At 68.1% G+C, this 26,338-nt stretch carries 17 protein-coding genes; 7 read left to right on the forward strand and 10 right to left on the reverse strand.

Translation table 11 applies throughout. The annotated features are described in order from the left end of the window. The 8 genes from LDO15_RS10710 to LDO15_RS10745 are packed head-to-tail and all read right to left on the reverse strand — an operon-like array spanning position 1 to position 8,537. Positions 1-810 (reverse strand): SRPBCC family protein, encoded by an 810-nt coding sequence (locus tag LDO15_RS10710; protein WP_223986895.1) that lies wholly within the window; start codon positions 808-810, stop codon positions 1-3. Continuing rightward, positions 800-2,095, reverse strand: coding sequence for a VWA domain-containing protein (locus tag LDO15_RS10715; protein WP_223986897.1), 1,296 nt, complete (start codon positions 2,093-2,095; stop codon positions 800-802). The genes LDO15_RS10710 and LDO15_RS10715 overlap by 11 nt, the downstream gene beginning before the upstream one ends. After that, on the reverse strand, positions 2,088-3,011 hold the full coding sequence (locus LDO15_RS10720) for a MoxR family ATPase (RefSeq protein ID WP_223986899.1): 924 nt from the start codon (positions 3,009-3,011) through the stop codon (positions 2,088-2,090). The genes LDO15_RS10715 and LDO15_RS10720 overlap by 8 nt, the downstream gene beginning before the upstream one ends. Next, positions 3,008-3,724, reverse strand: a complete 717-nt coding sequence (locus LDO15_RS10725) for a nucleotidyltransferase family protein (protein WP_223986901.1) — start codon at positions 3,722-3,724, stop codon at positions 3,008-3,010. The genes LDO15_RS10720 and LDO15_RS10725 overlap by 4 nt, the downstream gene beginning before the upstream one ends. Further along, complete coding sequence (locus tag LDO15_RS10730) at positions 3,708-4,631, reverse strand: XdhC family protein (RefSeq protein ID WP_223986904.1); 924 nt, start codon at positions 4,629-4,631, stop codon at positions 3,708-3,710. Before LDO15_RS10730 ends, LDO15_RS10725 begins: the two co-directional genes overlap by 17 nt. Further along, positions 4,631-7,024 (reverse strand): aerobic carbon-monoxide dehydrogenase large subunit, encoded by a 2,394-nt coding sequence (locus tag LDO15_RS10735; protein ID WP_223986906.1) that lies wholly within the window; start codon positions 7,022-7,024, stop codon positions 4,631-4,633. Before LDO15_RS10735 ends, LDO15_RS10730 begins: the two co-directional genes overlap by 1 nt. Further along, complete coding sequence (locus LDO15_RS10740) at positions 7,021-7,548, reverse strand: (2Fe-2S)-binding protein (protein WP_223986908.1); 528 nt, start codon at positions 7,546-7,548, stop codon at positions 7,021-7,023. The genes LDO15_RS10735 and LDO15_RS10740 overlap by 4 nt, the downstream gene beginning before the upstream one ends. 5 nt (positions 7,549-7,553) lie before the next feature. After that, positions 7,554-8,537, reverse strand: coding sequence for a xanthine dehydrogenase family protein subunit M (locus tag LDO15_RS10745; RefSeq protein ID WP_223986910.1), 984 nt, complete (start codon positions 8,535-8,537; stop codon positions 7,554-7,556). A 26-nt stretch (positions 8,538-8,563) separates the two neighbouring features. Between LDO15_RS10745 and LDO15_RS10750 the strand changes: the two genes are divergently transcribed. Both LDO15_RS10750 and LDO15_RS10755 read left to right on the forward strand, forming a co-directional pair. Next, positions 8,564-9,562, forward strand: coding sequence for a LysR family transcriptional regulator (locus tag LDO15_RS10750; protein ID WP_223987260.1), 999 nt, complete (start codon positions 8,564-8,566; stop codon positions 9,560-9,562). An 84-nt stretch (positions 9,563-9,646) separates the two neighbouring features. Beyond that, positions 9,647-9,964 carry a DUF6457 domain-containing protein gene (locus LDO15_RS10755; RefSeq protein ID WP_223986912.1) on the forward strand — a complete coding sequence of 106 codons (318 nt, stop codon included), beginning with the start codon at positions 9,647-9,649 and terminating at the stop codon, positions 9,962-9,964. 292 nt (positions 9,965-10,256) lie between these two features. Here LDO15_RS10755 and LDO15_RS10760 read toward each other — a convergent pair whose 3' ends face one another. Then, the gene (locus LDO15_RS10760; protein WP_223986914.1) at positions 10,257-12,605 is read right to left on the reverse strand and encodes an FdhF/YdeP family oxidoreductase; all 2,349 of its coding nucleotides are present in this window, start codon (positions 12,603-12,605) and stop codon (positions 10,257-10,259) included. Positions 12,606-13,188: 583 nt separating this feature from the next. Here LDO15_RS10760 and LDO15_RS23380 point away from each other — a divergent pair. From LDO15_RS23380 to LDO15_RS10785, 3 genes are all read left to right on the forward strand, one after another. Then, positions 13,189-18,852, forward strand: a complete 5,664-nt coding sequence (locus LDO15_RS23380) for a peroxidase family protein (protein ID WP_263428365.1) — start codon at positions 13,189-13,191, stop codon at positions 18,850-18,852. Between the two features lie 116 nt (positions 18,853-18,968). Beyond that, positions 18,969-20,678 carry a multicopper oxidase domain-containing protein gene (locus tag LDO15_RS10780; protein ID WP_223986916.1) on the forward strand — a complete coding sequence of 570 codons (1,710 nt, stop codon included), beginning with the start codon at positions 18,969-18,971 and terminating at the stop codon, positions 20,676-20,678. Between the two features lie 25 nt (positions 20,679-20,703). After that, positions 20,704-21,522: a hypothetical protein gene (locus LDO15_RS10785; protein ID WP_223986918.1), complete on the forward strand. Its 819-nt coding sequence runs from the start codon at positions 20,704-20,706 to the stop codon at positions 21,520-21,522. 65 nt (positions 21,523-21,587) lie between these two features. Here the strand turns inward: LDO15_RS10785 and LDO15_RS10790 are convergent, their stop codons facing one another. After that, entirely contained in the window at positions 21,588-23,333 is a 1,746-nt protein-coding gene (locus tag LDO15_RS10790) for a long-chain-fatty-acid--CoA ligase (protein WP_223986921.1), read from the reverse strand. A gap of 277 nt (positions 23,334-23,610) precedes the next feature. Here LDO15_RS10790 and LDO15_RS10795 point away from each other — a divergent pair, with 277 nt between their 5' ends. Then, the gene (locus tag LDO15_RS10795; RefSeq protein ID WP_223986923.1) at positions 23,611-24,993 is read left to right on the forward strand and encodes an MBL fold metallo-hydrolase; all 1,383 of its coding nucleotides are present in this window, start codon (positions 23,611-23,613) and stop codon (positions 24,991-24,993) included. After that, on the forward strand, positions 24,990-26,306 hold the full coding sequence (locus LDO15_RS10800) for an erythromycin esterase family protein (RefSeq protein WP_223986925.1): 1,317 nt from the start codon (positions 24,990-24,992) through the stop codon (positions 26,304-26,306). The genes LDO15_RS10795 and LDO15_RS10800 overlap by 4 nt, the downstream gene beginning before the upstream one ends. Positions 26,307-26,338 lie beyond the last annotated feature (32 nt).

Consider the following 26,338-nt stretch of genomic DNA (forward strand, 5'->3'; position numbering starts at 1 on the left):
TCAGAGCCTTCCGCACAGGCGGAGCAACCGGAACGCCGAACGCCGGCCGGCCCAGTAGGCGATGCACGCCACCACGGCGACGACGCCGAGGACCTTCGCCGGGTTGGACAGCTGGTCCGCCGCGATGCCCTTGGCAAGGCTCAGGGCATCCAGGCTGCCGGCCGGTGCGGCCTGCCGCCCCGCGCCGGCGGAACCCGCGCCGGCGGAACCGGCGCCGGCGGCTCCGGCTTTCGCGGGCCCGGCGGGCAGCGAAGGTGCCGCCGCCTCCGTCGGGCCTGCAGCGGAACCTACAGCAGAACCGGGAGCAGAAACCGCAGCCGACGCGGGGACCGGTTCCGGCACAGCTACCGGGGCGGCTGGAGCTCCTTCTGCCAGCATGGCCTGCAGGTTGTCGGCAAAGAGGGCCATCATTTGTTCCGTGACGCTGCCGATCACGCCCTTGCCCATGGCAGCGGCCTTTCCGGACAGCGCGAGATCCGCGCTGACGGACCCCCGTGTGGCCATGCCGGCTTCGGCCAGTACCAGGGTCACGGTCGCCTCAGCGGTGCCCTGTCCGCGGGTCTCCTGGGCCTTGCCGCCGAGGACGGCGCGGTGTTCTGCCGCATTGCGTTCGATGACGTTCAGCAAGCCCTTGTACTGCATGGTTACCGGGCCGAGCTTTACCGTCATGCCCACCTGGTAAGCGTCCTCGGAAAGTTTGTTCAGTATTTTGGCTCCGGGAAGGCATCCCGCCACCCGCTCAAAGTCCATGAGCGTGTCCCACACCCGGTCTATCGGTGCGACTACTGAGAACGTGCTGTCAATCTGCATAAGCTGGTCCCTTGCCTCTCGTTCGTATGTACCGCTGATCCGAAACCTGGCCGTTGCCGCGAATTGCGGCCGCCACCTCTGCCAAAGCCCTGTAGCTGTGACCGCTGACGAAGGCGTCGCAGTAGGGTAGTGCCGCCGCCATGCCGCCCACGAGGGGCTCGTACTGCGGCGCCGCCTTGCGGGGATTCACCCAGATGATCCTGTAGGCGAGCCTGCGCAGGCGGGCCATCTGGGCCGCCACCTGCTCCGGATCCTCGTCGGCCCAGCCGTCAGAAAAGATCACCACCACCGCGCCCCGCGCCAGTCCGCGGCGGCCATGCTCGTCGACAAAGCGCCGGAGGCTTTCCGCGATCCGGGTTCCGCCGGCCCAGTCCGGCGCGGAGGCAGCGGCCCGGGCCAGTGCCTCGTCGGGATCCCTCAGGGCGAGCTGCCGCGTCAGCCTGGTCAGCCGCGTGGAGAAAACGAAGGCCTCGGCCCCGGCGCCGGCCACCGCCCCCTGCAGGAGGGACACGAAGATGCGGGCGTAGGGTTCCATCGAGCCGGAAACATCGCACAGCAGCACCAGTTTGCGGCGCTGCTTGCGACGGCGGGCATACAGCAGCCGTGGAGCGTCCGAACCGGACCGCCTTGCGGCGCGGACCGTCGCCCGCACGTCCAGCCGCGCGGTGCTGTGCGCCGAGGCTCGTGTACGCCGGCTTAGGCGGAGCGGTGTGGCCAACAGCAGCGCCGCTGCCAGCCGACGCACCTGCGCGACTTCCTCGGGCGAGAGTTCGGCGAAGGATGTTTCGTGCAGGTGTTCGTCCGCGGACGCCATGGCCAGGACGGCCTCCTGCCCGGCGCGGCCGGGCTCGGTGGTGCTGTCCCGGCCCGGGGAGGCCACGTGCGGCTGCCGGTGCGTGCCGGGGGTGCTGGCAGGTGCGGTGCCACGGGCCCGGGCGTCCGGCGCTGCGGGGCGGGTCCGGGTATCAGGCCCGGGCGGCGGCACTGCCGGGCCGGCCGGGCTCCCGGGGCGGGCCGGGGCGGCGAACCCGCGGAAGACGGCTGCGAAGACGGCATCGAACAGGGGCAGTTGCTCGCGCGCGGACACGAGCACCACACGGCAGGTCCAGTACAGCTGGTCAAGCCCGGCCGGCGGAATCAGGTGGAGCGCCTCGGCAAGCCGGGCGGCCCGGTCCGGCGACGTGGTCAGGCCGGCCCTGCGGATGGCCGTGACAAACGCGGCGGACAAGGCGGCTGCCTCGACGCGCGGCGGCTGCGGCCCCGCGGCCCGGGTCTCGTCAGCCATCGGTGCCCTCCACAAGCCAAGCTGCCCCGCGGGAGCCGACGAGTTCGAGGTCGTCGCGGTTCTTGACGATGGATCCCCATGTTTGCTCGGCGGTCCCGGGGTCGATGTGTTCAACTCCCAGCACGGCGAGGGCGGAGACCCAGTCGATTGCCTCGGAAATGCCGGGCGGCTTGGCCAGGTCCAGGGTACGCAGCCGGGTAATGACGGCCGCTGCCTGGAGGGCCAGCGGGCCGCTGCTGGCCGGCACCCGGCGGCGCACGATTTCGGCGATCCGGGCGGGACCGGGATAGTCGATCCAGTGGTACAGGCAGCGGCGGGTGAGTGCGTCGTGGAGGTCGCGCGTCCGGTTGGACGTGAGGATCACGATCGGGGGATGGGTGGCGCGGATGGTGCCCAGCTCAGGGATGGTGACCGCGGCCTCGGCCAGCAGCTCAAAGGTGAAGGCCTCGAATTCGGCGTCTGCGCGGTCGATCTCGTCCAGAAGCAGCACGGCAGGCCGCGGCCCGGGATGCTCAAGCGCCTGCAGGAGCGGCCGCCGCAGCAGGTACTGGGGCGCGAACAGGTCGGTTTCCGTGACGGCAGCATCGCGTACCTCGGCCAGCCGGATGCCGAGTAGCTGGCGCTGGTGGTTCCATTCGTAGAGCGCCTCACCGGCGTCGATACCCTCATAGCACTGCAGCCGGTACAGCGGTGTGTCGAGGAGCTCGGCCAGGGCCTTCGCCGCCTCGGTCTTCCCTACTCCCGCCTCGCCCTCCAGCAGGATGGGTTGCGGCAGGCGGACGGCCAGGAACAACGCCGTCGCCAGCCCGACGTCGGCAAGGTAGTTGTTGCGGTCCAGTGCGGCCATCAGTGACGGGACGTCCGGGACCCGGCGCCGCACGTCCTCTTCCGCGCCGGCCCGCGCCGCCGTCGTCATCTGACCCCCTGCAGCCCATCGAGGAGCCGCCGATAGTCCTCCTCGGTGTCCACGTCCAGGGGGACGGGGCCCGGCGTCCGGACCTCGACGACGTCATCAGCCCGTTGTTCGAGGAGCTTCCAGACTGCTTTGTCCCCGTGGAGAGCGGCCAGCTCCGGGATCAGCCGACGGGCAAATGCCAGCGGGTGGCCCACGCCGTCGTCGTAGCGGCACACCGCGATGCCGGCCCGGGCAACCTGGGCAGTTTGCGCGGTGCCCGCGGCAGTGCCGGCGGCGGCAGCGGCCCCGGATCCTGCTGGCTGGAGGGCGTCGAGCACGGCCCGGACGCTTGCGGCGCTGACACCGGGCTGATCACCGAGCAACAGGACCACGGCATCCGTGTCCGGGCGCACGGCGGCCAAGGCGGCGGCGATCGAGGACGCACACCCGTCGCCGAAGTCCGGATTGAGCACCACGTCGCAGCCGCTGGTGTCGACGGCACGCTGCACCTCGGCCGCAGCTGCGCCCAGGGCCAGTACCGTCTGGCTGAAGGCGCAGTTGTGGACGGTCGCCAGGACGGCATCCAGCAGAACCCCTGAGCCGTAGGGCAGGAGCTGCTTGGGCCGGCCAAGGCGGCGGGAGGCCCCCGCGGCGAGGATGATGCCTGCTGTCCGGGAACCGGGGCTACCGCCCGGGCGCAGGGGTTGTCGCAGGGGTTCAGGTCGCGAGGGCATAGCGCTCCGGATCCTTGCGGAAGGCGGCCCTGCAACCGGGCGAGCAGAAATAGACCTTGACCCCGTTGTAGTCCAGATGCAGGGAGGACTCGACGGCCGGGACGGACATGCCACATACCGGATCCACCGCGGTGGCCGGCACTGGCTCCGCGGCGGTGCCGGCCACGGGCGGGGCGGCGCGCCGCGCCTTGGACCGTTCCCCGACCAGCTGGGCCAGGATTGACAAAGCGATCTCTCCGGGCGTCCGGGCACCGAGCCGCAGTCCGGCCGGCGTGTAAACCCGCTGTCGCAGCTCGTCATCGACGTCGAGGGACTCCAGCACGGCGGCGCCGCGTGTCCCGCTGGCCACGAGGGCCACATAGGGGACGCCCGCGCGCAGGGCCGCCTCCAAGGCACCCTCCTCCGCCTTGCCGTGCGAGGCGACAACCAGTGCCGCGTCATCGCGGCGCGGGTCCGCGGAGTCGCCGTCCGTGAGTTCGACGTCCAGGCCGACGCCGGAGCCGAGCGTTGCGAGGGCCTGCGCCACCGGCGTCGTGCCCACCACCAGGACCCGGGGCGCCGGGATCCGCGGCTGGAGGAAAATCTCGATCGCGCCGCCGCTGAGGCACGGGTTGGAGACCTCGACGGCGCCTTCCTCGGCGGTGCGGGACGGTTCTCCGGGCAGCACCCGCAACAACAGCGGCTCCTGGGAGGCCAGAACCTGCAGGCTGTACTCGCGCACCGAGGCCTCGACGCAGTTTCCGCCCACAAAGCCCTGGATCTCCCCGGAGGGCAGCACCAAGGCCGTGTCCCCGGCGTGGGCGCTCGTGGGATGCTGGGCGCGGACCACCGTGGCGTGGACGAACGGTTCACGGCGGCCGGCGAGTTCTTCCGCCCTGGCGGCCAGGGCCTCTGCGACGGTGGGCATCAGATCGGCGGCCTCGGCCGGCCCTGCATGGCAGCCCAGACACGGGCCGGTGTGCAGGGCATGTCCATATGCGTGACGCCGTACGGCGCCAGGGCGTCGACGACGGCGTTGACGATCGCCGGCGGTGAGCCGACAGTGGCGGACTCGCCGATGCCCTTGGCCCCGATCGGGTGGTGCGGGGACGGCGTGACGGTAAATCCGGTCTCCCAGTCCGGTACCTCCATGGCCGTGGGAATCAGGTAGTCCATGAAAGACCCGCCGAGGCAGTTGCCGGCCTCGTCGAACTCGATGATCTCCATCAGGGCCATGCCGACGCCGTCCGTCAGTCCGCCATGCACCTGGCCCTCGATGATCATCGGGTTGATCCTCGTGCCGCAGTCATCCACCGCGATGAAGCGCCGCACCTTGACCTGTCCGGTGCCGGGGTCGACGTCGACGACGCAGATGTAGGCTCCGAACGGGAAGGTGAGGTTGGGCGGGTCGTAGGTGACCTCGGCATCGAGGTTGCCGTCCACGCCCTCGGGCAGCGCCACGGTGCCGTGGGCGCCCATGGCGATCTCGGCAATGGTCTTCCCGGCGCTGGGGTCGCCCTTGACGAACCAGCGGCCCTTTTCCCACTCAAGGTCCTCCGGGCGGGTCTCGAGCATGGCCCCGGCGATCAGCCTGGCTTTCTCCCGCACCTTCCGGGCGACAAGGGCCACGGCGCCGCCGCTGACCGGCGTCGAACGGCTGCCGTAGGTGCCGAGACCGAACGGGGTCTGGTCCGTGTCCCCGTGCACCACATCGATGTCCTCCGGCGGGATGCCGAGCTCCTCGGCCACGATCTGCGCGAACGTGGTCTCGTGGCCCTGACCCTGGCTTTGCACCGAGAGGCGCACCACGGCCTTGCCGGTGGGGTGGACACGCAGCTCGGCGCCGTCGGCCATGCCAAGGCCCACGATGTCGAAGTGCTTCCGGGGGCCGGCGCCCACGACCTCCGTGAAGAACGAGACCCCGATGCCCATGAGTTCCCCGCGTTCGCGCTTTTCGGCCTGCTCGCGCCGGAGGTCCACATACCCGGCCAGCTGCATCGACAGCCGCATCGCGGCCTCGTAGTTGCCCGAGTCGTAGACCCAGCCGGTCTTGTTGGCATAGGGGAACTGCTCCGGCTTGATGAAATTCTTGAGCCGCAGCTCCGCCGGGTCCATGTCCAGCTTACGGGCCAGGATGTCGACCATCCGCTCGACCAGGTAGACGGCCTCGGTGACGCGGAACGAGCACGCATACGCCACCCCGCCGGGCGCCTTGTTGGTGTAGACGCCGGTGACGGAGCAGTGGGCGGCCTGAAGGTCGTAGCTGCCGGTGAAGATGGAGAAAAAGCCGGCCGGGTTCTTCGTGGGCTGGGCGGTGGCGTTGAACGCTCCGTGGTCGGCCAGCACGTGGGTGCGCAGGGCAAGGATCTTGCCGTCCTTGGTCGCCGCGATTTCGCCCTGCATGATGTAGTCCCGGGCGAACGAGGTCGACATCAAGTTCTCCGAGCGGTCCTCCACCCATTTGACCGGGCGGCCGGAGACGATCGAGCCCACGACGGCGAGGATGTAACCCGGGTAGATGCCCACCTTGTTGCCGAAGCCGCCGCCGATATCGGGGGAGACGATCCGGATCTTGTGCTCGGGGATGCCGGCGACAATCGCGAACAGGGTCCGGTGGGCGTGCGGGGCCTGGGTGGTTTCGTAGAGGGTCAGTTTGCCGTTGACGGCGTCGAAGTCGGCGACGGCGCCGCAGGTCTCCATCGGTGCAGGGTGGACCCGCGGGTACACCACCTCCTGGCTGACCACGACGTCGGCGGACGCGAACACCGCATCGGTTTCGGCTTTGTCGCCCATCTCCCAGTCGAAGATCCGGTTGTCCGTCCGGCCCTCGATCTCGTCCCGGATCACCGGGGCGTCCGGGTCCAGCGCCTTGCGGGCATCCACCAGCGGGGGAAGGACATCGTATTCGACGTCGATCAGCTCCAGGGCGTCCCGTGCGGCGTACCGGTCCTCGGCCACGACGAACGCGACCTCCTGCCCCTGGAACCGGACCTTGTCGGTGACCAGGACGGCCTGGACATCCGCGGAGAGCGTCGGCGCCCACGCCAGCTTCAGGCCCAGAAGGTCCTTGCCCGTAATGACTGCCACCACCTTTGGATGGGCCAGGGCGTTGGTGGTGTCGATGGACACGAGCCGGGCGTGCGCCACCGGGGCCCGCAGGATGGCGCCGTGCAGCATGCCGGGCAGCACGATGTCGTCCACGTAGTGGCCCTTGCCGCGCACGAAGCGCGGATCTTCCTTCCGCTGGATGCGGCCATAGCCGATCGGGCGGTCCGCGTCGCCGGCGGCCGGGTTTGACGGCCGGTCATGGATGACGGTCATGCCTTCACCTCCGTGTCCTCTGCCGCGGCGTCCTCTGCCGCCGCTGCATCGTCCGGGCCGCTGCCGGCAGGATGGGCGGCGGCCCACTGCACCGAGCGGACAATCGTTGCGTAACCCGTGCACCGGCAGATCTGGCCGGAAATGGCCTGCCTGATCTCGGCGTCGTCGGGGTGCGGATTCTTATCCAGCAGCGCACGGGCGGTGAGCATCATCCCGGGGGTACAGAAGCCGCACTGCAGCCCGTGCTCCTCCATGAAGCCCTGCTGGACAGGGTCGAGGGTGCCGCCGGTGGCCAGTCCCTCGACGGTGCGGATGTCGTGCCCCGCGGCCATGGCGGCCAGGACAGTGCAGGACTTGACCGGCTGCCCGTCCATCAGGACCACGCACGTCCCGCAGTTGCTCGTGTCGCAGCCCCAGTGCGTACCCGTGAGGCCCAGGACTTCGCGGATGTAGTGGACCAGCAGCACGCGGGGCTCAATCTCGCTCGTGACGTCGCTGCCATTGACGGTCATGCTGATCTGCATGGCGTTCAGCCTTCCTGCATCTGGGCGGCGCGGGCGCAGGCCCGCCGCAGTACCCGCCGGGTGAGCTCATCGGCGAGATGCCGCTTGTAGTCGACCGGGCCGCGCTGGTCCGGTACCGGATTGCAGGCTGCTGCCGCCAGCCTGCCGGCCTCGGCGAACAGCTCCTCGTCCGGACGATTGCCGCGGAGCACGGCCGCGGCTTCGGCCACCGTGTGGTCAAGGCCCAGGGCCGTGAGACCGATGGCGGCGTCCTCAACAGACCCGTCAGCGGCGAGGGAGACGGCTGCGCCGGCGGCGCCGACGGCCCAGTCTCCCACCCGGCGTTCGACCTTCTCATAGGCGCTACCCGAGCGGGGACGGATGGGGAACCTGAGTTCGGCGAGCAGCTCATCCGGCCCGACCGCCGTTTCATAGGGTCCGCGGTGGAACTCGGACATGGAGACAATGCGCTCGCCGCCCGGCCCGCGGATCACTGCCTGGGCAGCCAGGACATCACAAACGGTGGAGAGGTCCTCGGCTGGATCGGCCTGGCAAAGTGAGCCGCCGATAGTGCCGCGGTTGCGCACCACGGGATCGGCGATCACCAATTCCGCATCCCGCACTAGGGGGAACAGGGTGGCAACCTCGTCCGACTCCAGCAAGGTGGTGTGGCGGGTCAGGGCGCCAACCCTCAGCTTGTCGCCGTCCCGAAGAATGAAGTCCAGCTCGTAGAGGTCGTTGATGTCGATCAGCCATTCGGGCCGGGACAGACGCAGCTTCATCATCGGCAGGAGGCTGTGGCCGCCGGCCACCACGCGCGAATCCGGGCCGTAGCGGGCGAGAAGTTCCAGCGCGTTGTCCACCGTGGTGGCGCGCACGTAGTCAAATGGAGCCGGAATCTGCATAGTCCCTACCTCACTCCGAAGTGCCGGCGGCATGGTGTAGCGGTTGTCGAGCGCCGGATTGAGGTCAGTCTTGCCCCGGGTGAACCGGAGTGTCAATATCGTCATAAGCGAAAGGTTATGAAGCCGTGGCGATGACATTGGGACAGTTGCGCACGTTCGCCCTGGTAGCCAAGCTGGGTTCACTTCACGCCGCCGCGGCTCACCTTGGAGTCAGCGAACCCGCCGTTTCGACGGCGCTCGCAGCCCTGCGGCAGGACCTTGGCGACCCGCTGTTTGTGCGCGCCCATGGCGGGATCGCGCTGACCCCCGGCGGCCGGGCACTTGCCGACTACGCCCAGGACATCGTGGGCCTTGCAGACAAGGCCCGGTGGGAGGTAGCGCACGCCCAGACCGAGACCGGGCGCCTGAAGATCGTGGCGACCGCGCCGTTTGCGGAGCACGCTGCCGGGCGGTTGCTGGACCTTTTCACCCGCCGGGTTCCCGGCGCCGTCGTCGATGTGGTCGTGGAGGATGCGGAGGACATTGCGCCGCTGATGCTGGAACGCGTCTATGACATCGCCCTGGGTGCACGGCCCGCCGCCGCCAACGGTACAGCTCTCAACGGTACCGGCGACGTCGGCCTCGATTCTGTCGCTTTCCTGCGGTACCAGCGGGTGGTCGTGGCGGCCGCCGGGCATGCCCTCGCCTCGCTCCACGGGCCGGTCGCGTTGGCCGAACTGCTGGCCAGGCCGTGGTTTGCCGGCCCCGCCGGCATCCAGGCGGCCAGCGAGGAGGGCCGCTGGCTGGCCGCCCAGGGGGTGGCGCCGGAGATCGTCCGGCTGAGCAGCGAAACGGAGGCCCTGGCCGCCGTCAGGGCGGGTGAAGGAACCATGATGGCGCTCGGACACATTGTCCGGGCTGAAATCCGCAGCGGCGCACTGGTCCGGGTGCCGGTGGCCGGGACGCCGGTCGCCGGACTCTGGTGGGCCAGTACCCTGGACCGCCGCCGGGCCACCACCATGGCGCGGACCCTGCAAAGGTTTGCCGCCACTGCCGATGCGACCGCGGCCATGGTCGCTCCCGGCGGTTCGCGGGGGCTGGAACGGCGGGGGTCCAAGTTCCACGTGGCGCTCTGGAGCTCAGGCGCCTGACGCTGTGTCGCGTTGCGCAACGCCGGGCCGGGTGCTAACCCTTGAGGGTTAGACGATCCATTCACCCCGCGAGAAGGAGTAGCAATGACGTTGTCCCGAGACGAAGACAGCTCACTGCGGCATTGGAGCAGTCGACTCATCCAGGCCTTGCAGATCCTCGACCTGGAAGTCGACCACGACAAGATCGTCCAGGTCGCCGATGAATCCGTCAAAGCCGTTGGACCGCATGCGGATGCCATCAGCGCGTTCATCGTGGGCTACGCTGCCGGCACCGCATCCACCAACGGCCGCAAGGGCACCCAGGAGGCCGTGCACGCCGCGGCGAACAAAGTCATTGAGCTCTGCGAGCATGGCGAGTCCGGCGGTCCGGACGAAGAGGGCTGGACCAAGCGGGCCCAATAAGCAGGCCCAGCAACGCTTCTGCCGCAGGCTGGCCCAATAAGCGGGCCCAGTAGCGCCTCTGCCGCAGGCTGGCCGCCGTCTGGGCCGAGTGCCGCGGGCTGAGTCGGCCGAACAGGACCCGATCCCGGATAGGGCCGCGTTCCCATCGGGGCCGCGGCCTTTCCGTTGCCCGGATCCGTACCGTGGGACATGCTCAGCGGTGGTGCCCGGGGGTGGGCATAGTGGTGTTATGTCCAGTGGCCGGGGCCGGGACTGGGCATGTCCCGTGGCCCCGGCCTGGGCACGCGTGCGCTTAGGGCGAGGTGATCCTGGCAGGGACCGCCGCCGCGCCGTCCGGCGTCTGGTCCAAGCTGGGCTCGAGCCGGACAATGACCGCCTTCGAGATCGGGGTATTGCTGCCCTCGGCCGTGTGGTTGAGCGGGACGAGCACGTTGGCCTCGGGGTAGTAGGCCGCCGCGCAGCCGCGTGCCGTGGGATACGCCACCACGCGGAACTTGCGGACCACACGCTCCTCGCCGTCCTTGTGCACGCCGCGGATGTCCACGTACTGCCCGTCAGCAAGGCCGAGTTCGGCGATGTCGTCCGGGTTCACGAACACCACATGGCGGCCCTTCTTGATGCCCCGGTAGCGGTCGTTGTGCGAGTAGATGGTGGTGTTGAACTGATCGTGGGAGCGCATACTCTGCAGGATCAGGGTGCCCGCCGGCCGGTCGACAAGTTCGAGGTCGTTGACCGTCAGCACGGCCTTGCCGGTGGGAGTGGGGAACGTGCGGGAGTCGCGGGGGCCGTTCGCGAGGACAAAGCCGCCTTCCTGCCGGATCCGCTGGTTGTAGTCCTCGCAACCGCCCACGACCCGCGAAATGTGGTCGCGGATGAGGTCGTAGTTCTTTTCGAAGCCGTCCCAGTCGGCCTTGATCTTGTTGCCCACCAGAAGTTTGCCCAGCCGGCTCAGGATGGCCGGCTCCGACAGCAGGTGATGGGACACCGGCTCGACGCTTCCCCAGGAGGGGTGCACGGCGCAGACGGTGTCTTCCACGGACACGAACTGGGGCCCGGATTCCTGGATGTCAATCTCGGTCCGGCCCATCGTGGGAAGGATTAACGCCTCGCGGCCGGTCACGGTGTGGGACCGGTTCAGCTTGGTCGAGATCTGGACTGTCATCTCCGTTTCCTGCATCGCGGCTTCGGCGGCATTCGTGTCCGAGATAGCCGCCACAAGGTTCCCGCCCAGGGCCACGAAGACCTTGATCTCGCCGGCGCGCATCCGGTTGATGGTCTCAACGGAGTCGGTGCCATGCTCGCGGGGCGGCTCGAAGTCGAACTCCTTGCCGAGGGCATCCATGAAGGACTGCGGCATCTGTTCCCAGATACCCATGGTTCGGTCGCCCTGCACATTGCTGTGCCCGCGGATGGGGGAGGCCCCCGCGCCCGGCTTGCCGATATTGCCGCGGAGCAGCAGGAGGTTAATGATCTCCTTGATGGTGGCCACGCCCTTCTTCTGCTGCGTGATGCCCATGGCCCAGGTGATGATGACTTTCTCGGCCTTGAGGTAACGGGCGGCGAGCTCGTCGATGTCCTCGCTGCGCAGGCCCGTGGCTTCCAGTACGGCGCGCTCATCCAGCCGGGCCAGATGCTCCCTTAGCTCCTCGAGCCCCTCGCAGTGTTCCGCAAGGAAGGCGTGGTCCAGGACAGTCCCCGGGTTCTTCGCCTCCGCGTCGAGCACGCGCTTCGAGACAGCCTGCAGCAGCGCCATGTCCCCACCGATCCGGATCTGCAGGAACTGGTCCGCGATCTGGACGCCGTGGCCGATGACCCCGTTGACCTGCTGCGGGTTCTTGTACCGGCGCAGCCCGGCCTCGGGAAGCGGATTGACGGCCACGATTTCGCCGCCGTTGTGCTTGCAGTTCTCAAGCTCAGTCATCATCCGGGGGTGGTTGGTGCCCGGGTTCTGACCCATGATGATGATCAGGTCAGCGTTGGCGTAGTCGTCGAAGCTGACGGTCGCCTTGCCGATGCCGATGGTCTGGCCCATGGCCCAGCCCGAGGACTCGTGGCACATGTTGGAGCAGTCCGGCAGGTTGTTGGTGCCATAACCGCGGACCAGCAGCTGGTACAGGAAGGCCGCCTCGTTGGACGTCCGCCCGCTCGTGTAGAACGCCGCCTGGTCGGGGGAGTCCAGCCCCTTGAGCTTGTCGGTGACAAGCCGGAGTGCCTCGTCCCAGCTGACCGGCTTGTAGTGGTCCTCGCCGGCCGGCTTGTAGACCGGCTCCGTGAGCCTGCCCTGCATGCCGAGCCAGTACTCGGACCGGCCGCGCAGTTCGCTGACGGAATTCTCGGCCCAGAAACTTCCGGGGACCACCACCGGCGTCGCTTCCCACGTGACCGCCTTCGCCCCGTTCTCGCAGAACTCGAACGCCTTGCGGTGGTGCGGGTCCGGCCACGCGCAGCTCGGGCAGTCGAAGCCGTCCTTCTGGTTCATGGCCATGACCGTCTTGCGGGTCCGGTTCAGCCCCATCTGCTCGATAGCCGGTTTCATCGAGTGGTACACGCCTGGGACTCCGGCGGCCCAGCTCTTCGGCCCGCTCTCGACAACAAGCTCTTTCTCGGACGGTTCCTCGACCTGAGGAGTCTTGCGAGTCACGTGAACTTCCCTTCTGCAACCGCCGCCCGGACAGGACGGCACGCTGATGTGCCACTATGCACCCTACCGTCAGGCCTATCAGCTAGACCTGAGTGCCGCAAGCAGTTGGCCCGTCCCTGACTCAGGCACCGTCCGGCACCGGAGTAAGCCCCCTTATACCAGAGCTGACATGGCGCAAGCTGAGTATTCGCCGTGCGTAGACCGCAAGTAGCAACAGGCCAAAAGTCGGGTCCTGCAGGCGTACCCGTTACCCGTCTGTTATCCGCCGGCGTCCCGTCGGCGCAGTACTGCCCGCGTAGGTTACGGTGCCGCCGTCGGTCTCGGCCCGAGTATCCTCGGGGGCCGGCGCGCGTACCCGCAGCCGGTGATCCGGGTGGCCGGAAGCAACGGAAATCACCGGACCGCGGTCCGCATCTCAAGCAATCGGAAAGTCCCAGCTTTCCCGAAGGAAACACCCAGCACTCTTGCACAATCACTCACTCAAGGAGGCAGGTGTGCAATGAATTTGTTCGCATGCAGGAAGGTCGATGGCCAAAGACGTGTCTTTAGCCGGCCAACCCGCGCAGTTGCCGCAGGGACAGCGATGACCCTGCTGAGTTTCATCGGGCTTACCACCACGGCGCTTGGCGCCAACGCAGCGCCGGCACCCGTCGGCGCGGGCTTCACCGTCACCGCGGCCGACCTGGCCTACATCCTCAAGCAGATCAAGATCGCCGAGGCGCACGTCGCCAACACGACGTCGGCCACCGGCCCCTGCGGGGCGCTCGTCGGAAGGGGCCCCAACCAGATTCCCGACGCCCTCACCTCGTACGGCCTCCGCACAGTGGACGGCTCCTGCAACAACCTGCTCGCCGGCCGCGAAACCTACGGGGCCGCCGATCAGGTTTTTCCGCGTTTGACGACGCCGTCATTCGGTAACGCGGATTCGGTGCCGGCCGGTTTCGGTCCCGCCGGCCCGTCCTCGTACCAGCAAAAGTCGGGCAATGTGTTCGACTCCCAGCCCCGCCAAATCAGCAATCTGATTGTGGACCAGACATCCACCAATCCCGCCGCTGTGGCCGCTGCCGGGTTCCCGGTCCGAACCCAAGGCAATCCCGGGCTGTTCCCTTGCACCACCGATCCTGACCCCTTGGCGACTCCGCCGGTCGTGGCTGTGCCGGCCGGCTGTGTCCCCACCGGGGACACGCTGTTCATCCCCAACGTCACCACCGACGTCGGGCTCTCCCCGCCGTACAACTCCTTGTTCACCCTGTTCGGGCAGTTCTTCGATCACGGGGTGGACCAGACCGTCAAGGGCGGCGGAACGGTGTTCGTTCCGCTCAAGGCCGACGACCCGCTGATCACAGTGGGACCTGACGGCAAGGCGGGCACGGGCGACGAGGTGGCCCCCGACAGCCCCAATGCGTTCATGGTCCTCACCCGGGCACAGAACCAGCCCGGCCCGGACGGCGTCCTGGGCACCGCTGATGACGTGCAGGAAGCGGCCAACACGGACTCGCCCTACGTGGACCAGTCCCAGACGTACACGTCCCACCCCTCCCACCAGGTGTTCCTGCGGGAATACATCAACAACGCCGATGGCAGGCCGGTCGCAACCGGCAAACTGCTCGGCGGTCCTGCCGGCCCCACTGCGGGCGGCATGGCGACGTGGGCGGACGTCAAGGCGCAGGCGGCAATTTTCCTGGGCCTCAGGCTCGAGGACAAGGATGTCACCAACATCCCGATGATCGCCGCGGATCCGTACGGCAAGTTCATCCCCGGACCCGCGCGCGGCCTGCCGCAGTATGTCACCCTGACCGGCCTGGTCGAGGGCGACACGGCAAACCCCGTGCCGGTGCCGGCGAACGTGCGGTACTTCGACACCCCGTTCCTGACCGACATCGCGCACAACGCCGATCCGTCACCGCAGGACACGGACCGCAACCCTGCCACCCCGCCGGTCGCGCCCACTCCGGACGCTGACACGACGGCCTCGGCAGACTTCGCGAACCAGCCCGCCGGGACCTACGACGACGAAATGCTCAACGCGCACTTCTGTGCCGGCGACGGTCGCGTCAATGAGAACATCGGCCTGACCACCATCCACCAGATATTCCACTCGGAGCATGACCGCCTTGTCGCGGACATCCAGAACACCCTGACCAACGACACCTCGACCACGGGCGCTGCCGCGCTGGCCGAGTGGAAGCTGGCTGCCGGTGCCAACGGATGGAACGGCGAGCGCCTGTTCCAGGCGGCCCGGTTCGTCACGGAAATGGAATACCAGCACCTCGTCTTCGAGGAGTTCGCCCGCAAGGTCCAGCCGGCGGTCCAGCCGTTCCACGTCTATCACACCGACCTCGACTCGGCCATCAAGGCGGAGTTCGCCCATGCGGTCTACCGGTTTGGCCACTCCATGCTGACCGAGACGATCTCCCGGACCAACGGGGACGGCAGTGACAACTCCATCTCCCTGCTGCACGGCTTCCTGAACCCGCCCGAGTACACCAACGGCGGATCGGCGGGGTCCCTGACCTCGGAAGAGGCCGCCGGCAGCATCGTCATGGGCATGAGCGACCAGGTCGGCAACGAACTCGATGAGTTCGTGACGGGCACCCTGCGCAACAACCTGCTGGGCCTTCCCCTGGACCTGGCAACGATCAACATGACACGCGCACGCTCCGAAGGCGTACCGCCGCTCAACGAGCTGCGGCGCCAGATCAACAACGCCACCGGCGACGCCCAGCTGGCCCCCTACACGAGCTGGGCAGACTTCGGGCAGAACCTCAAGCACCCGGAATCGCTGATCAACTTTGTCGCCGCCTACGGCACCTACCCGACCATCACCAGCGAAACCACGCTGGCGGGCAAACGGGCAGCGGCCAAGGCGATCGTTGATCCGGGCACCCTGGCGACCCCTCCCACGGCTGACATGACGGACTTCCTGAACAGTGCCGGCCCGTGGGCGACGCAGGAGACCGGCCTGAACAAGGTTGATCTCTGGGTCGGCGGCCTGGCGGAGAAGACGAACCTCTTCGGCGGACTCCTGGGCAGCACGTTCAACTACGTGTTCGAAAACCAGCTGACCGATCTGCAGAACGGTGACAGGTTCTACTACCTCCTGCGCACCCCCGGCATGAACCTGCGGGCGCAGCTGGAGAGCAACTCCTTTGCGGAGATGATCATGCGCAACACCAACGCGCACTCGCTCAAGGCCGATGCGTTTGCCACCGCCGACTGCAAGTTCCAGCTCGGCAACCTGGCGGGCACGCCGGCGGGCTACACGACTTCGGGGACCACGGTCGCCGATGACGTAACCACCGAGTGCCAGGAGAACCTGCTTCTGCTGCGCAAGCCTGACGGCACCATCCAGTACATGGAGAAGAACACGGTCGATCCCAGCGGCATCAACGGCCAGTCCGTTTACAACGGCACGGCCAACGCTGACCGCGTCACCGGAGGCAACGACAACGACACGTTCCTCGGCAACGAAGGCAACGACGTCATTGAAGGCAACGGCGGCGACGACATCGCACTCGGCGGCGACGGCAACGACCGGGTCACCGACCTGTCCGGCGCCGACGTCCTCAAGGGCGGACCGGGCAACGACTACCTCAACTCCGGTATCGGCGACGACATCAACATGGGCGGCGACGGCCAGGACTTCACGAACGGCGGCGCCAACGATAACGAAACGTTCGCCGGCGAAGGAAACGACTTCGTGCAGTCCGGCGACGGCGCGGACGCGACCTTCGGCGACGGCGGCGACGACTGGATCCAAGGCGGATCCGGCCAGGACCTGCTGATCGGCGACCACGGCGCACCGTTCTTCGACGACCCGGCGCAGACGAAGCCCGGCAACGACATCTTCGTCGGCCAGGTCGGTGAAAACGACTACGACGCCGAGGGCGGCGACGACATCATGTCCAGCAACGCCGCCATCGACCGTTACGCCGGTGCTGCCGGCTTCGACTGGGCCACGCACCAGTACGACACCGTGGCGGCGGACGACGACATGAAGATCAACAACAACCTGATCGGCGTCCCGCTCCCCGTCGTGGTCAACCGCGACCGCTGGCAGGAAGTGGAAGCCAACTCGGGTTCGAAGTTCGATGACGTCATCCGGGGCGACGACGCAGTGCCCAGCACCGTAGGTGGTGCAGGCTTCAGTGGCTGCGACGTCCTCGACCAGACGGGCATCAACCGGGTCGCCGGCCTGGCGGCCATCCTCCCGGCCCCGTCAACGCCGCTGGCTCCCGTGGCTGCGCTGTCACCGATGGGCGTCTGCCCGCTGACCGGTCCGGTCTGGGGCGATGGCAACATCCTCATCGGCGGGCTTGGCAGCGACAAGATCGAGGGCCGCGGCGGCAACGACGTCATCGACGGTGACCGGTACCTGAAGATCCGCATCAGCGTGCGGGACGACGCAGGCGTCGAGATCGGCACCACCGACCTCATGGAGCGCCAGTACCAGACGGGGAACCCGCTGTCCCTGGCGGCCGCAGTGGCTGCCGGCGTGGTCAACCCCGGGAACCTGGTGGCTGTCCGCGAAATCGTGACCCCCACGGCCCTGGAAACCACGGGTAACCGGGACGTCGCGATCTTCTCCGGCCCGCGGGCCAACTACACCGTCACCACGACCGGCGGCAACGGCACTGTGGGCTCGGCGGGCTCAACCACCACGGTGGTGGACAACGTCGGCGCCGACGGCACGGACACGATCCGCAACATCGAGTTCCTGCAGTTCTCCGACAACGTCCTGCCGAACGCTCCGGCCATCGGTGCGGCAACCGCAGGCGCCGGGCAGGCGACGGTGACCTGGACGGCTCCGACCGTCGGCATCGCCGACACCTTCTCGGTGAAGGTGCTTGACGTGACGACGAACGCAGCCGGCGTCCAGGTCGGTGCCCTGCGCACTGCCCCGGCAGGCGCCACCAGCCTCGTGGTGACCGGCCTGACTAACGGGTCCCGTTACCAGTTCCAGGTGCTGGCCAGCAACGCCCTCGGCGACAGTCCGTTCTCGGCAGCCTCCAACACGGTGACTCCGACGACGACGACCGTGCCGGGAGCGCCGACCATCGGGACTGCCACCTCAGGGAACACTTCGGTGACCCTGACCTGGACAGCACCGGCGTCCGACGGCGGATCGGCAATCACCGGGTACACGGTGCGGGCCTTCGCCGGAACCGTCCTGGCCCGCACGCAGGCGGTCACCGGAAACGTCGGAACCGTCGTCGTGACGGGTCTGAGCAACGGGACGTCCTACACGTTCGACGTCGCCGCCACCAACGCGGTCGGTACGGGCGCGTTCTCAGCCCGGACGGCAGCGGTAAGGCCGGCGGGCATACCGGGAACGCCGGTCATCGGGACGGCTACGGCCGGGAACGCCTCGGCGACGGTGACGTGGACCGCGCCGACCTCCAACGGCGGATCCCTCATCACGGGTTACACGGTGCGGGCCTTCGCCGGAACCGTCCTGGCACGCACGCAGGCGGTCACCGGAAACGTTGGAACCGCCGTCGTGACGGGACTGACCAACGGAACGGCGTATACGTTTGACGTCGCCGCCGTCAACGCTGTTGGTACGGGCCGGTTCTCGGGCCGAACGGCAGCGGTGACACCGCGGACGGAATTCGTGGCTCCTACCGTGACGTCGCACGTACCCGGATCGGGTACCCGCTCCGTAAGTCAGGCGGCGGATGTGACGGCAACGTTCAGTGAGGCGGTGACGGGAGTCAGCGGGACCACGTTCCAGCTGCGGCTCGGCACTACCCTGATCCCCGCCGTCGTGTCGTACAACGTGCTCACCAGGGTTGCGACTCTGAACCCGAGCGCCACGCTGGCCGCGGACCAGGTGTACACGGTGACCCTCTCGGGGATCCGTGACCTGGCGGGCAACCCGATCACGCTCACCAGGTGGACGTTCACCACGGGCCCGGCCCCGACCGTCACCGCCACGACACCCGTTTCGGGAGCCACAGGCGTGCTGCGCAACAGCAACGTGACCGCCACGTTCAGTGAGGCCATTACCGGCTTCACGGTTGCCGGCACGGTCCGGATCAATCAGGTCTCCACCGGAGCGGAGGTTGCCTCGGCAATCGCGTTCGACACCATCACCCGGGTGCTGACGATCAACCCCGGAACCAGCCTGCTCGCGAACACCCAGTACCGCGTCACCATCACCGGTGGCACCGCTGGCGTCCGTGACCTGGCCGGGAACCCGCTGGTCACCCGTACGTGGACGTTCACCACGGGGGCAGCGTTGTAATAGCAGTTCGAGAACGCCGGCTGGCGGGCCACAGTGGTCCGCCAGCCGGCTTCCTCACTTGTTCGAAAGATACTTTTCGACTCGGTATTCAGTTCGATTGCCCACTTGGAGGGGCCATGACTACACGACGAGAGATTTTTAAACTGGGAGCCGTCGGCGCCCTCGGCCTTGCAGGATTCAAGGGCGGCGATGACGACCTACCGACCGCAAGCCCGACCGCGCCGGCGTCGCTTCCGGTGGCCGCCAGCCTTCTTGCACCCCAGAATATGCCCGTACCCTACGCGGGCGTCTTCCGCCGCCCGCCAGAACTCGTCCCTTATCAGACGGGGTTCGACGGCGGCGACCCCGCCCGTCCCTTCGCCAAGTACGCCCTCACCCAAAAGCTCGGGCAGGCCAAGTTCGTGCCCGGCCTGAACACCACGGTCGCGGGCTACAACGGCATCTTTCCCGGCCCCACCATCCGAGCCACGCAGGGCACCCGGATCGAAGTGCGGATCCGCAACGCTCTGCCCGCTGCCGGGCTTCTACAACCCGCTCGCTTTGACACGGTCACCCACTTGCACGGCTCGGCGTCGCTGCCGCAGTATGACGGCTACGCCAACGACATCACGGTCCCGGGCAACGTCAAGAACTACCACTATCCCAACTGGCAGACGGCGCGGACGCTCTGGTACCACGACCACAAGCATCACATCACCGCCCAGAACGTGTACTCGGGGCTCGCGGGGTTCTACCCGCTCTCCGACAAGTACGACCGGGCTCAGCTGCCCCAGGGTGAATTCGACGTCCCGCTCATGATCTCGGACGCCATGTTCAACGCCGACGGCTCGCTCGCCTACAACGACAACGACCAGAAGGGCCTCTGGGGCGACATCATCATGGTCAACGGGGTGCCGTGGCCCACCATGAAGGTCAAGCCGCGGATCTACCGGTTCAGGGTGCTCGACGCCTCGATTTCACGGTCGTACCGGCCCACACTGTCCACCGGGGACCCCGTCTACGTGGTGGCCACGGACGCAGGCATGGTTCCCAGCGTGCAGGCCGTGAAGTCCTGGCGGCAGGGGACGGCCGAGCGCTATGAAGTCCTGATCGACTTCCGCAAATACCGGACCGGCCAGCTGATCGAACTGCGCAACCTCAGCAACAAGAACAACATCGACTTCGCGAACACCAACAAGATCATGCGCTTCCAGGTGGTGGCCGACTCCGGCTCGGGGGCCGGTTCCATCTCCAGCATCCCCACCACGCTCGAGGACGGCGGCTCCGTCAACGCGGCCCGGGGGGGCATCCCCACCATGAGCCTTACGCCGGCGATGGCCAAGGCAAAGCGAGAGCTGAAATTCTTCCGGGCCAACGGACAGTGGACCGTCAACGGCGTCACCTGGGCCGATGTGGAGAAATCCGGATTTACGAAGCTGTTCGGCAACCCCCAGCCGTTCGACGTCGAGCAATGGACCATCATCAACGCGTCCGGGGGCTGGTTCCATCCGGTGCACATCCACCTCATCGACGCCAAGATCATCGCGAGGAACACCAACGGGGGCCTGCCGTTTGCCTGGGAGAAGGGCCCCAAGGATGTGTTTTACGCCGGCGAGAACGAGTCCATCACGGCCCTCATGCAGTTCGACACCGGGACCGGCGGGGGTGGGCGCTACATGATCCACTGCCACAACCTGGTCCACGAGGACCACGACATGATGGTGCAGTTCTCCGTGGGCGACCTCCGCGCCAACGACCCCATCACCTCCGACCCGCCGGTCCTGGACACCACCGCCGCCAACGCGTTCCCGCCGGTGTACCGGCCCGGATTGCCCGCGGGGACCTGAGATGGGCCGCGTTGGGACAATGGGCGTGGCGGCCCTGCTCGTGCTGGCGCTGAGCGCCTGCACGGGCGGAACGCCGGCCCCGGCCCCGCCCGCGCCGTCGCCGGCGGGCAGCGCCGCGCCCGTCTCCCTAGAGACGGGGACCGACGTCGGCAACGGCCGTCCGGCCGTGAGCCACGACGGGCTGATGGTGCGGCGGCGCGCGGTCATCGCCGTCCACCCGGCCGCCGGGGCAGACCTCGGCCCGGCGCGCGCACGGCTCGAGCAGGCCGCAGCCGCCGGCGGCGTCGTGCTCTCCGACATCGCCCCGGACGTACTCGAACCGGCGATCCTGGAGCACATCTCGCCGGAACTGATCCTGGCGCTTCCGCCCGGCAGCACCGGCGACGACGCACAGAAGCTGGCTGAAGTGGCCTTCGGTCCGGAGGGAAGCTACCCCGGCGTGGAGCACGTCCATGTCTCGTCAGTCCTGGTCCACGACCTCCGGTTCACCGTGGCCGCGGCGGATCCGGCAGCCCTGACGGCTGCCATCGCCGAGGAAGGCATACTCTCGGACGCGCTCGGGAACTACGCCACGTCCCTGGGCAGCGGCGTCCTGACCGTCACGTACACGGGACCGCTGCTCAGCGACGCTCTGGTGGAATCCGTGCGGAACGGCATGGCCCGCGGCGCCGGAGGGGATCCGGCCGACGTTGCGCTGGCTCCCCGCTCGACCACGGGCGAGGGAGTGGACATGTCCCGCGAACCGGAACCGGCAACGGAACCCGAACCGTCGCCGGAGGACGGCGGGACTCACTCGCACGACACCGGGACGGACCACACGGGGACCGACGATTCCGGACACTGAGGAGCCCGGACGCTGAGGAGCCCGGACACTGACCGCACCAGTGGCCGGCCGGGGCAAGGGGAACGCTACCGGCCGGCCACGAGTGCGTCCCGGACTTCGCGGCGCAGCACCTTGCCGATCAGTGAACGCGGGAGTTCGTCCACCACGGCAATGCGGCGCGGCACCTTGTAGGCCGCCAGGTTCTCCCGGGCGAACGCCAGCAGTGCCGCCGGATCGACGTCGGAGCCCGCGGGGGCGACGACGGCGGCGACCACGTCTTCGCCGCCGCCGGCGCGGGGGAGGCCCACCACGCACACGTCCAGGACGCCGGGGTATTCGCGAAGGACGTCCTCCACTTCCGTGGGGGAGACGTTGAAGCCGCCCGTGATGATCAGCTCCTTGATCCGGTCCCGGACGGTCACGAAATCATCCTTGTCCACCGACACAATGTCCCCGGTGCGGAACCAGCCCCCTTCCAGCAGCGCCTCCTCCGTCTCCTTCGGCCGGTTCCAGTAGCCGGCAAAGACCTGAGGGCCGCGGATCAGGAGCTCGCCTTCCTCGCCCGGCGCCCGGTCCAGAAGGACGTTCCGCGGGTCCACCACGCGGATGTCGGCCAGGGGAAACGGGACACCCACGGTCCCCGGTTTCCGGCTCGGACCGAAGGGATTGCCCAGGGCGATGGGCGAGGTTTCCGTCAATCCGTAACCCTCGATCAGGTAGCCCCCGGTCGCCCGCTCCCAGGTCTCCACCGTCGCCAGCGGCAGGTTCATCGCCCCCGAGATGGAAAACCGGATGCTGTCCAGCGCGACACCGCGCTCCGCCGCGGCGGCCGCGATGCGGTCGTAGATCGGCGGCACCGCCGGCAGGAAGGTGGCCGGCGACTTCCTGTGCGCTTTCAGCACGAGATCGACGTCGAACTTGGGGAACAGCACCAGCCTCGCGCCGATGCTCAGGGCAAATGTCATGCACAGCGTCAGACCGTACGCGTGGAACATCGGCAGCACCGCGTACACGCACTCCCGGCCGTCCTTGAGCCCGGGCACCCAGGCGCGCCCCTGTGCGGCATTGGCCTGCAAATTGGCATGGGTCAGCATGGCGCCCTTGGGCTGGCCCGTCGTGCCGCTGGTGTACTGGATGACGGCGAGATCACCGGCGGCCGGGCGCGGATGCTTCTTCCTCAGCTCGCCGGCGGCCAGGAGCTCTTTCCACGGCACCACGGTCCGGGGCGCCGGCATCGGGACGTGCCGGGGCGTGTGCTTGCCGGCGGCCAGCGCCGCCCGGGCCGCGCGGGCGGCGGGCACCGGGAGCCGCAGCGCCAGCCGCTGCCGCAACGGCATCGCTGGAATCATCTCCACGGAGATGATGCTCTTGAGCCCGACGTCGGCCGGCAACTGCCGCACCTTGTCGACGGCCTTGTCCCAGACCACCGCGACGGTGGCGCCGTGGTCCTCAAACTGATGACGCAACTCACGGTCTGTATATAGGGGATTATGTTCGACGACGACGACGACGGCGCCCAGGCGCAGCACTGCATGGAACGCGATGACGTGCTGCGGACAGTTCGGCAGAACCAGCGCCACCCGGTCACCGGCCCGGACGCCAAGCCTCATCAGGCCTGCGGCCGCTCTGCTGATGGCGGCACCGAGTTCGCGGTAGCTGGTCCGCGCCCCGAAGAATTCCAGCGCCGTCTTGTGCCCGTAGCGCCTGACGGATGAGTCGATGAGGTCCACAAGGGATCCCGCGGGAATCTTGAGATCGGCGGGAACCCCGGGACTGTAATGCCGGGTCCAGGGGCGGTCGGGACGCCGGGGCCCGGCGGATCTGGTGCTCATGGTGTGTCCTCGCCACTGGGGTGCGCCGGGCTTCCGGCCTCGGGCCCGGCAGGACCCGTCAGGAAATCCTACCGGGGGCGGCCCCGGCCCGCGGTCCCCTCGGAGCCCCCGGCAGTGCCGCCGTGCGGCGGCACTGCCGGGCCGGAGGTGACTTTAGGCCCTTGGCACCCGTCGGACCCGGGCGGAAGCTGAGGCGTACACCGCGAGCCGCAGGTCTGCGCATCTCACAGGTCCGCGCATTGCACAGATCTACGGGGTAGAGGTCCACGGGAGCGCCATGAAACAGCAGCAGCCGAGCCTGAAGTTCCTGGGTGCCACCGACACCGTGACCGGTTCCCGCTACCTGATAGACGCCGGCGGCAGGCGCGTGCTGGTGGACTGCGGGCTCTTCCAGGGCTACAAGCGCAGCCGCGAGCGCAATCGGATACCGTTCCCGGTGCCACCCCGGTCCATCGACGCCGTGGTCCTGACCCATGCGCACCTGGACCACACAGGTTACGTGCCCGCCCTGGTCAGGGACGGGTTTGACGGCCCCGTCTACGCCACGGACGGCACCACAGATCTCTGCAAACTCATCCTGCCGGACAGCGGCCACCTGCAGGAGGAGGAAGCCCGGTACGCCTCGCATCGGGGCTCCTCCGCGCACGATCCTGCGCTGCCGCTCTACACGGCGGCCGACGCCGTGGCGTCCCTCAACAGCTTCAAGGTGTGCGGGTTTGACGATCCCCTTGATCTGGGCGGGGGCCTGGAACTGACGTTCGTGCCCGCCGGGCACATCCTTGGCGCCGCCCAGGTCCATGTGCGGCTCGGCTCCCATTCCGTACATTTCACCGGAGACCTGGGCCGTGCCGATGATCCCTTCATGTATCCGCCCCGGCCGCTCGGCGAAACGGGCGTCCTGGTGACCGAGTCCACCTACGGCAACAGGAAACACTCCACCGAGGATCCGGAGAAGCAGCTGGGGGAGATCATCAACCGTGTCGCGAAGCGCGGCGGGGTCATCATGTTCGCCGCGTTCGCCGTCGGGCGGGCCGAAACGCTCATGCTGTACCTGTCCCGGCTCGTCCGAAAGAACGCGATTCCGCGCATCCCGGTATACCTGAACAGCCCCATGGCGATCGATGCCTCGGAAATGTACCAGCGCCACCCCGAAGAACACCGGCTCAAGCCGGAGGAATACACGCAAATGTACAAGCTGGCCAAGCTCACCCGCACCGTGGACGAGTCCAAACTGCTGAACCTGCGCGGGGGACCCATGATCATCATCTCGGCCAGCGGCATGCTGACCGGCGGACGGATCCTGCACCACGTCGCGGCCTACGGCCCCGACCCGAAAAACGCCATCATCCTCAGCGGCTACCAGGCCGGCGGCACCAGGGGGGCCACCCTGGCCGCCGGCGAACGCGAACTGCGCATCTACGGGGAGGACGTCTCGGTGCGGGCGGAAGTGATCCAAATGGAAAGCCTGTCCGCGCATGCCGACGCCGACGGCATCATTGCGTGGATGAGAGCGGCAGCAAAGGAGCCCCGCATGACCTACATCACGCACGGCGACCCCGACGCGTCCGATGCCCTGCGTATCCGGATCAAACGCGAGCTCGGCTGGCGGGCCCGGGTTCCCGAGCATTTGGAGACGATCGACATTGAGGATCCGCGATGAACCCCGGCGCCGTCACCCGGACCTCCGTACTGAAGGAGATCCATGATCTAGCCCGGCCGCTGAAAAGCGACCGGGACCTCAACGGGCTGGTGCGGCGGGCTGCCGACTGCCGGTTTGTCGCCATCGGGGAGGCGTCCCACGGAACGCACGAGTTCTACACCTGGCGCGACACCCTCAGCCGGCGGCTGATCGCAGAGGAGGGCTACACCTGGATCGGGGTGGAAGGCGACTGGCCCGACTGCTGGCGCATCAACCGGTGGGTCCGCGGCCAGGACGGGAAGGACCAGGGGGTCCACGCCCTGCTGGCCGGCTTCGAACGCTGGCCGACCTGGATGTGGGCCAACGAGGAAGTCGCGGCCTTCCTGGACTGGCTGCGCACCTGGAACGCGGCGCGGCCCATGGACAAGCGCGTGGGCTTCTACGGACTGGACGTCTACTCCCTCTGGGACTCGCTGCGGGAAATCATCAGCTGGCTGCAGGAGAACGTCCCCGACGCCGTGCCGGCGGCCATGCGTGCCTGGCAGTGCTTCCTGCCGCATCACGAGGACCCGCACCAGTACGCGTGGAGCACACGGCTGGTGCCGCAGTCCTGCGAGGCCGACGTCGTGGCCCTCCTCACCGAGGTCAGGAACCGGGTCTTCAGTCCCGGCCCCCACGACGAGGACGCCTTCGACGCCGTCCAAAACGCCGAAGTGGCGGCCAACGCCGAGCATTACTACCGCATCATGGTCCGCGGCGACCGGCAGTCCTGGAACGTCCGCGACCATCACATGGCGGACACCATCGACCGGGTCAGCAGGCACCTCGGCCCGGCGTCGAAGGGCCTGATCTGGGAGCACAACACGCACGTCGGGGATGCGCGGGCCACCGACATGGCGCAGGACGGCCTGGTCAATGTGGGACAGCTGCTGCGCGAACGTCATGCAGGTGAAGGGGTGCTGCTGGTCGGCTTCGCGGCGCACCGGGGATCCGTGGTTGCCGCCGACGCGTGGGGGCGCCCGGAGCGCATCCTGACGGTGCCGGAAGCGCGCCCGGGCAGCCACGAGGACTTCTTGCACCAGGCCCTCGGCGTGCCGTCCGTGCTGGAGTTCGGTGACGACAGAACCGGGCCGTGGCTCTCGACCTGGCTCGGGCACCGGGCGATCGGCGTCGTGTACCACCCGGAGCGGGAAGCCGGGAACTACGTTCCGACCCGGATGGGGGAGCGCTACGATGCGCTGATCTGGCTTGAACATACCGCCGCGCTGAGGCCGGTGCATCATGAGGGGCCGCCCCGGGAACCGGAACTGGAAACCGAGCCCACAGGCTTCTAGGCCGATGCGGCTCCCGTCGGGACAATGGCCTC

This window comes from Arthrobacter sp. NicSoilB8, assembly GCF_019977355.1.
Taxonomy (GTDB): Bacteria; Actinomycetota; Actinomycetes; order Actinomycetales; family Micrococcaceae; genus Arthrobacter.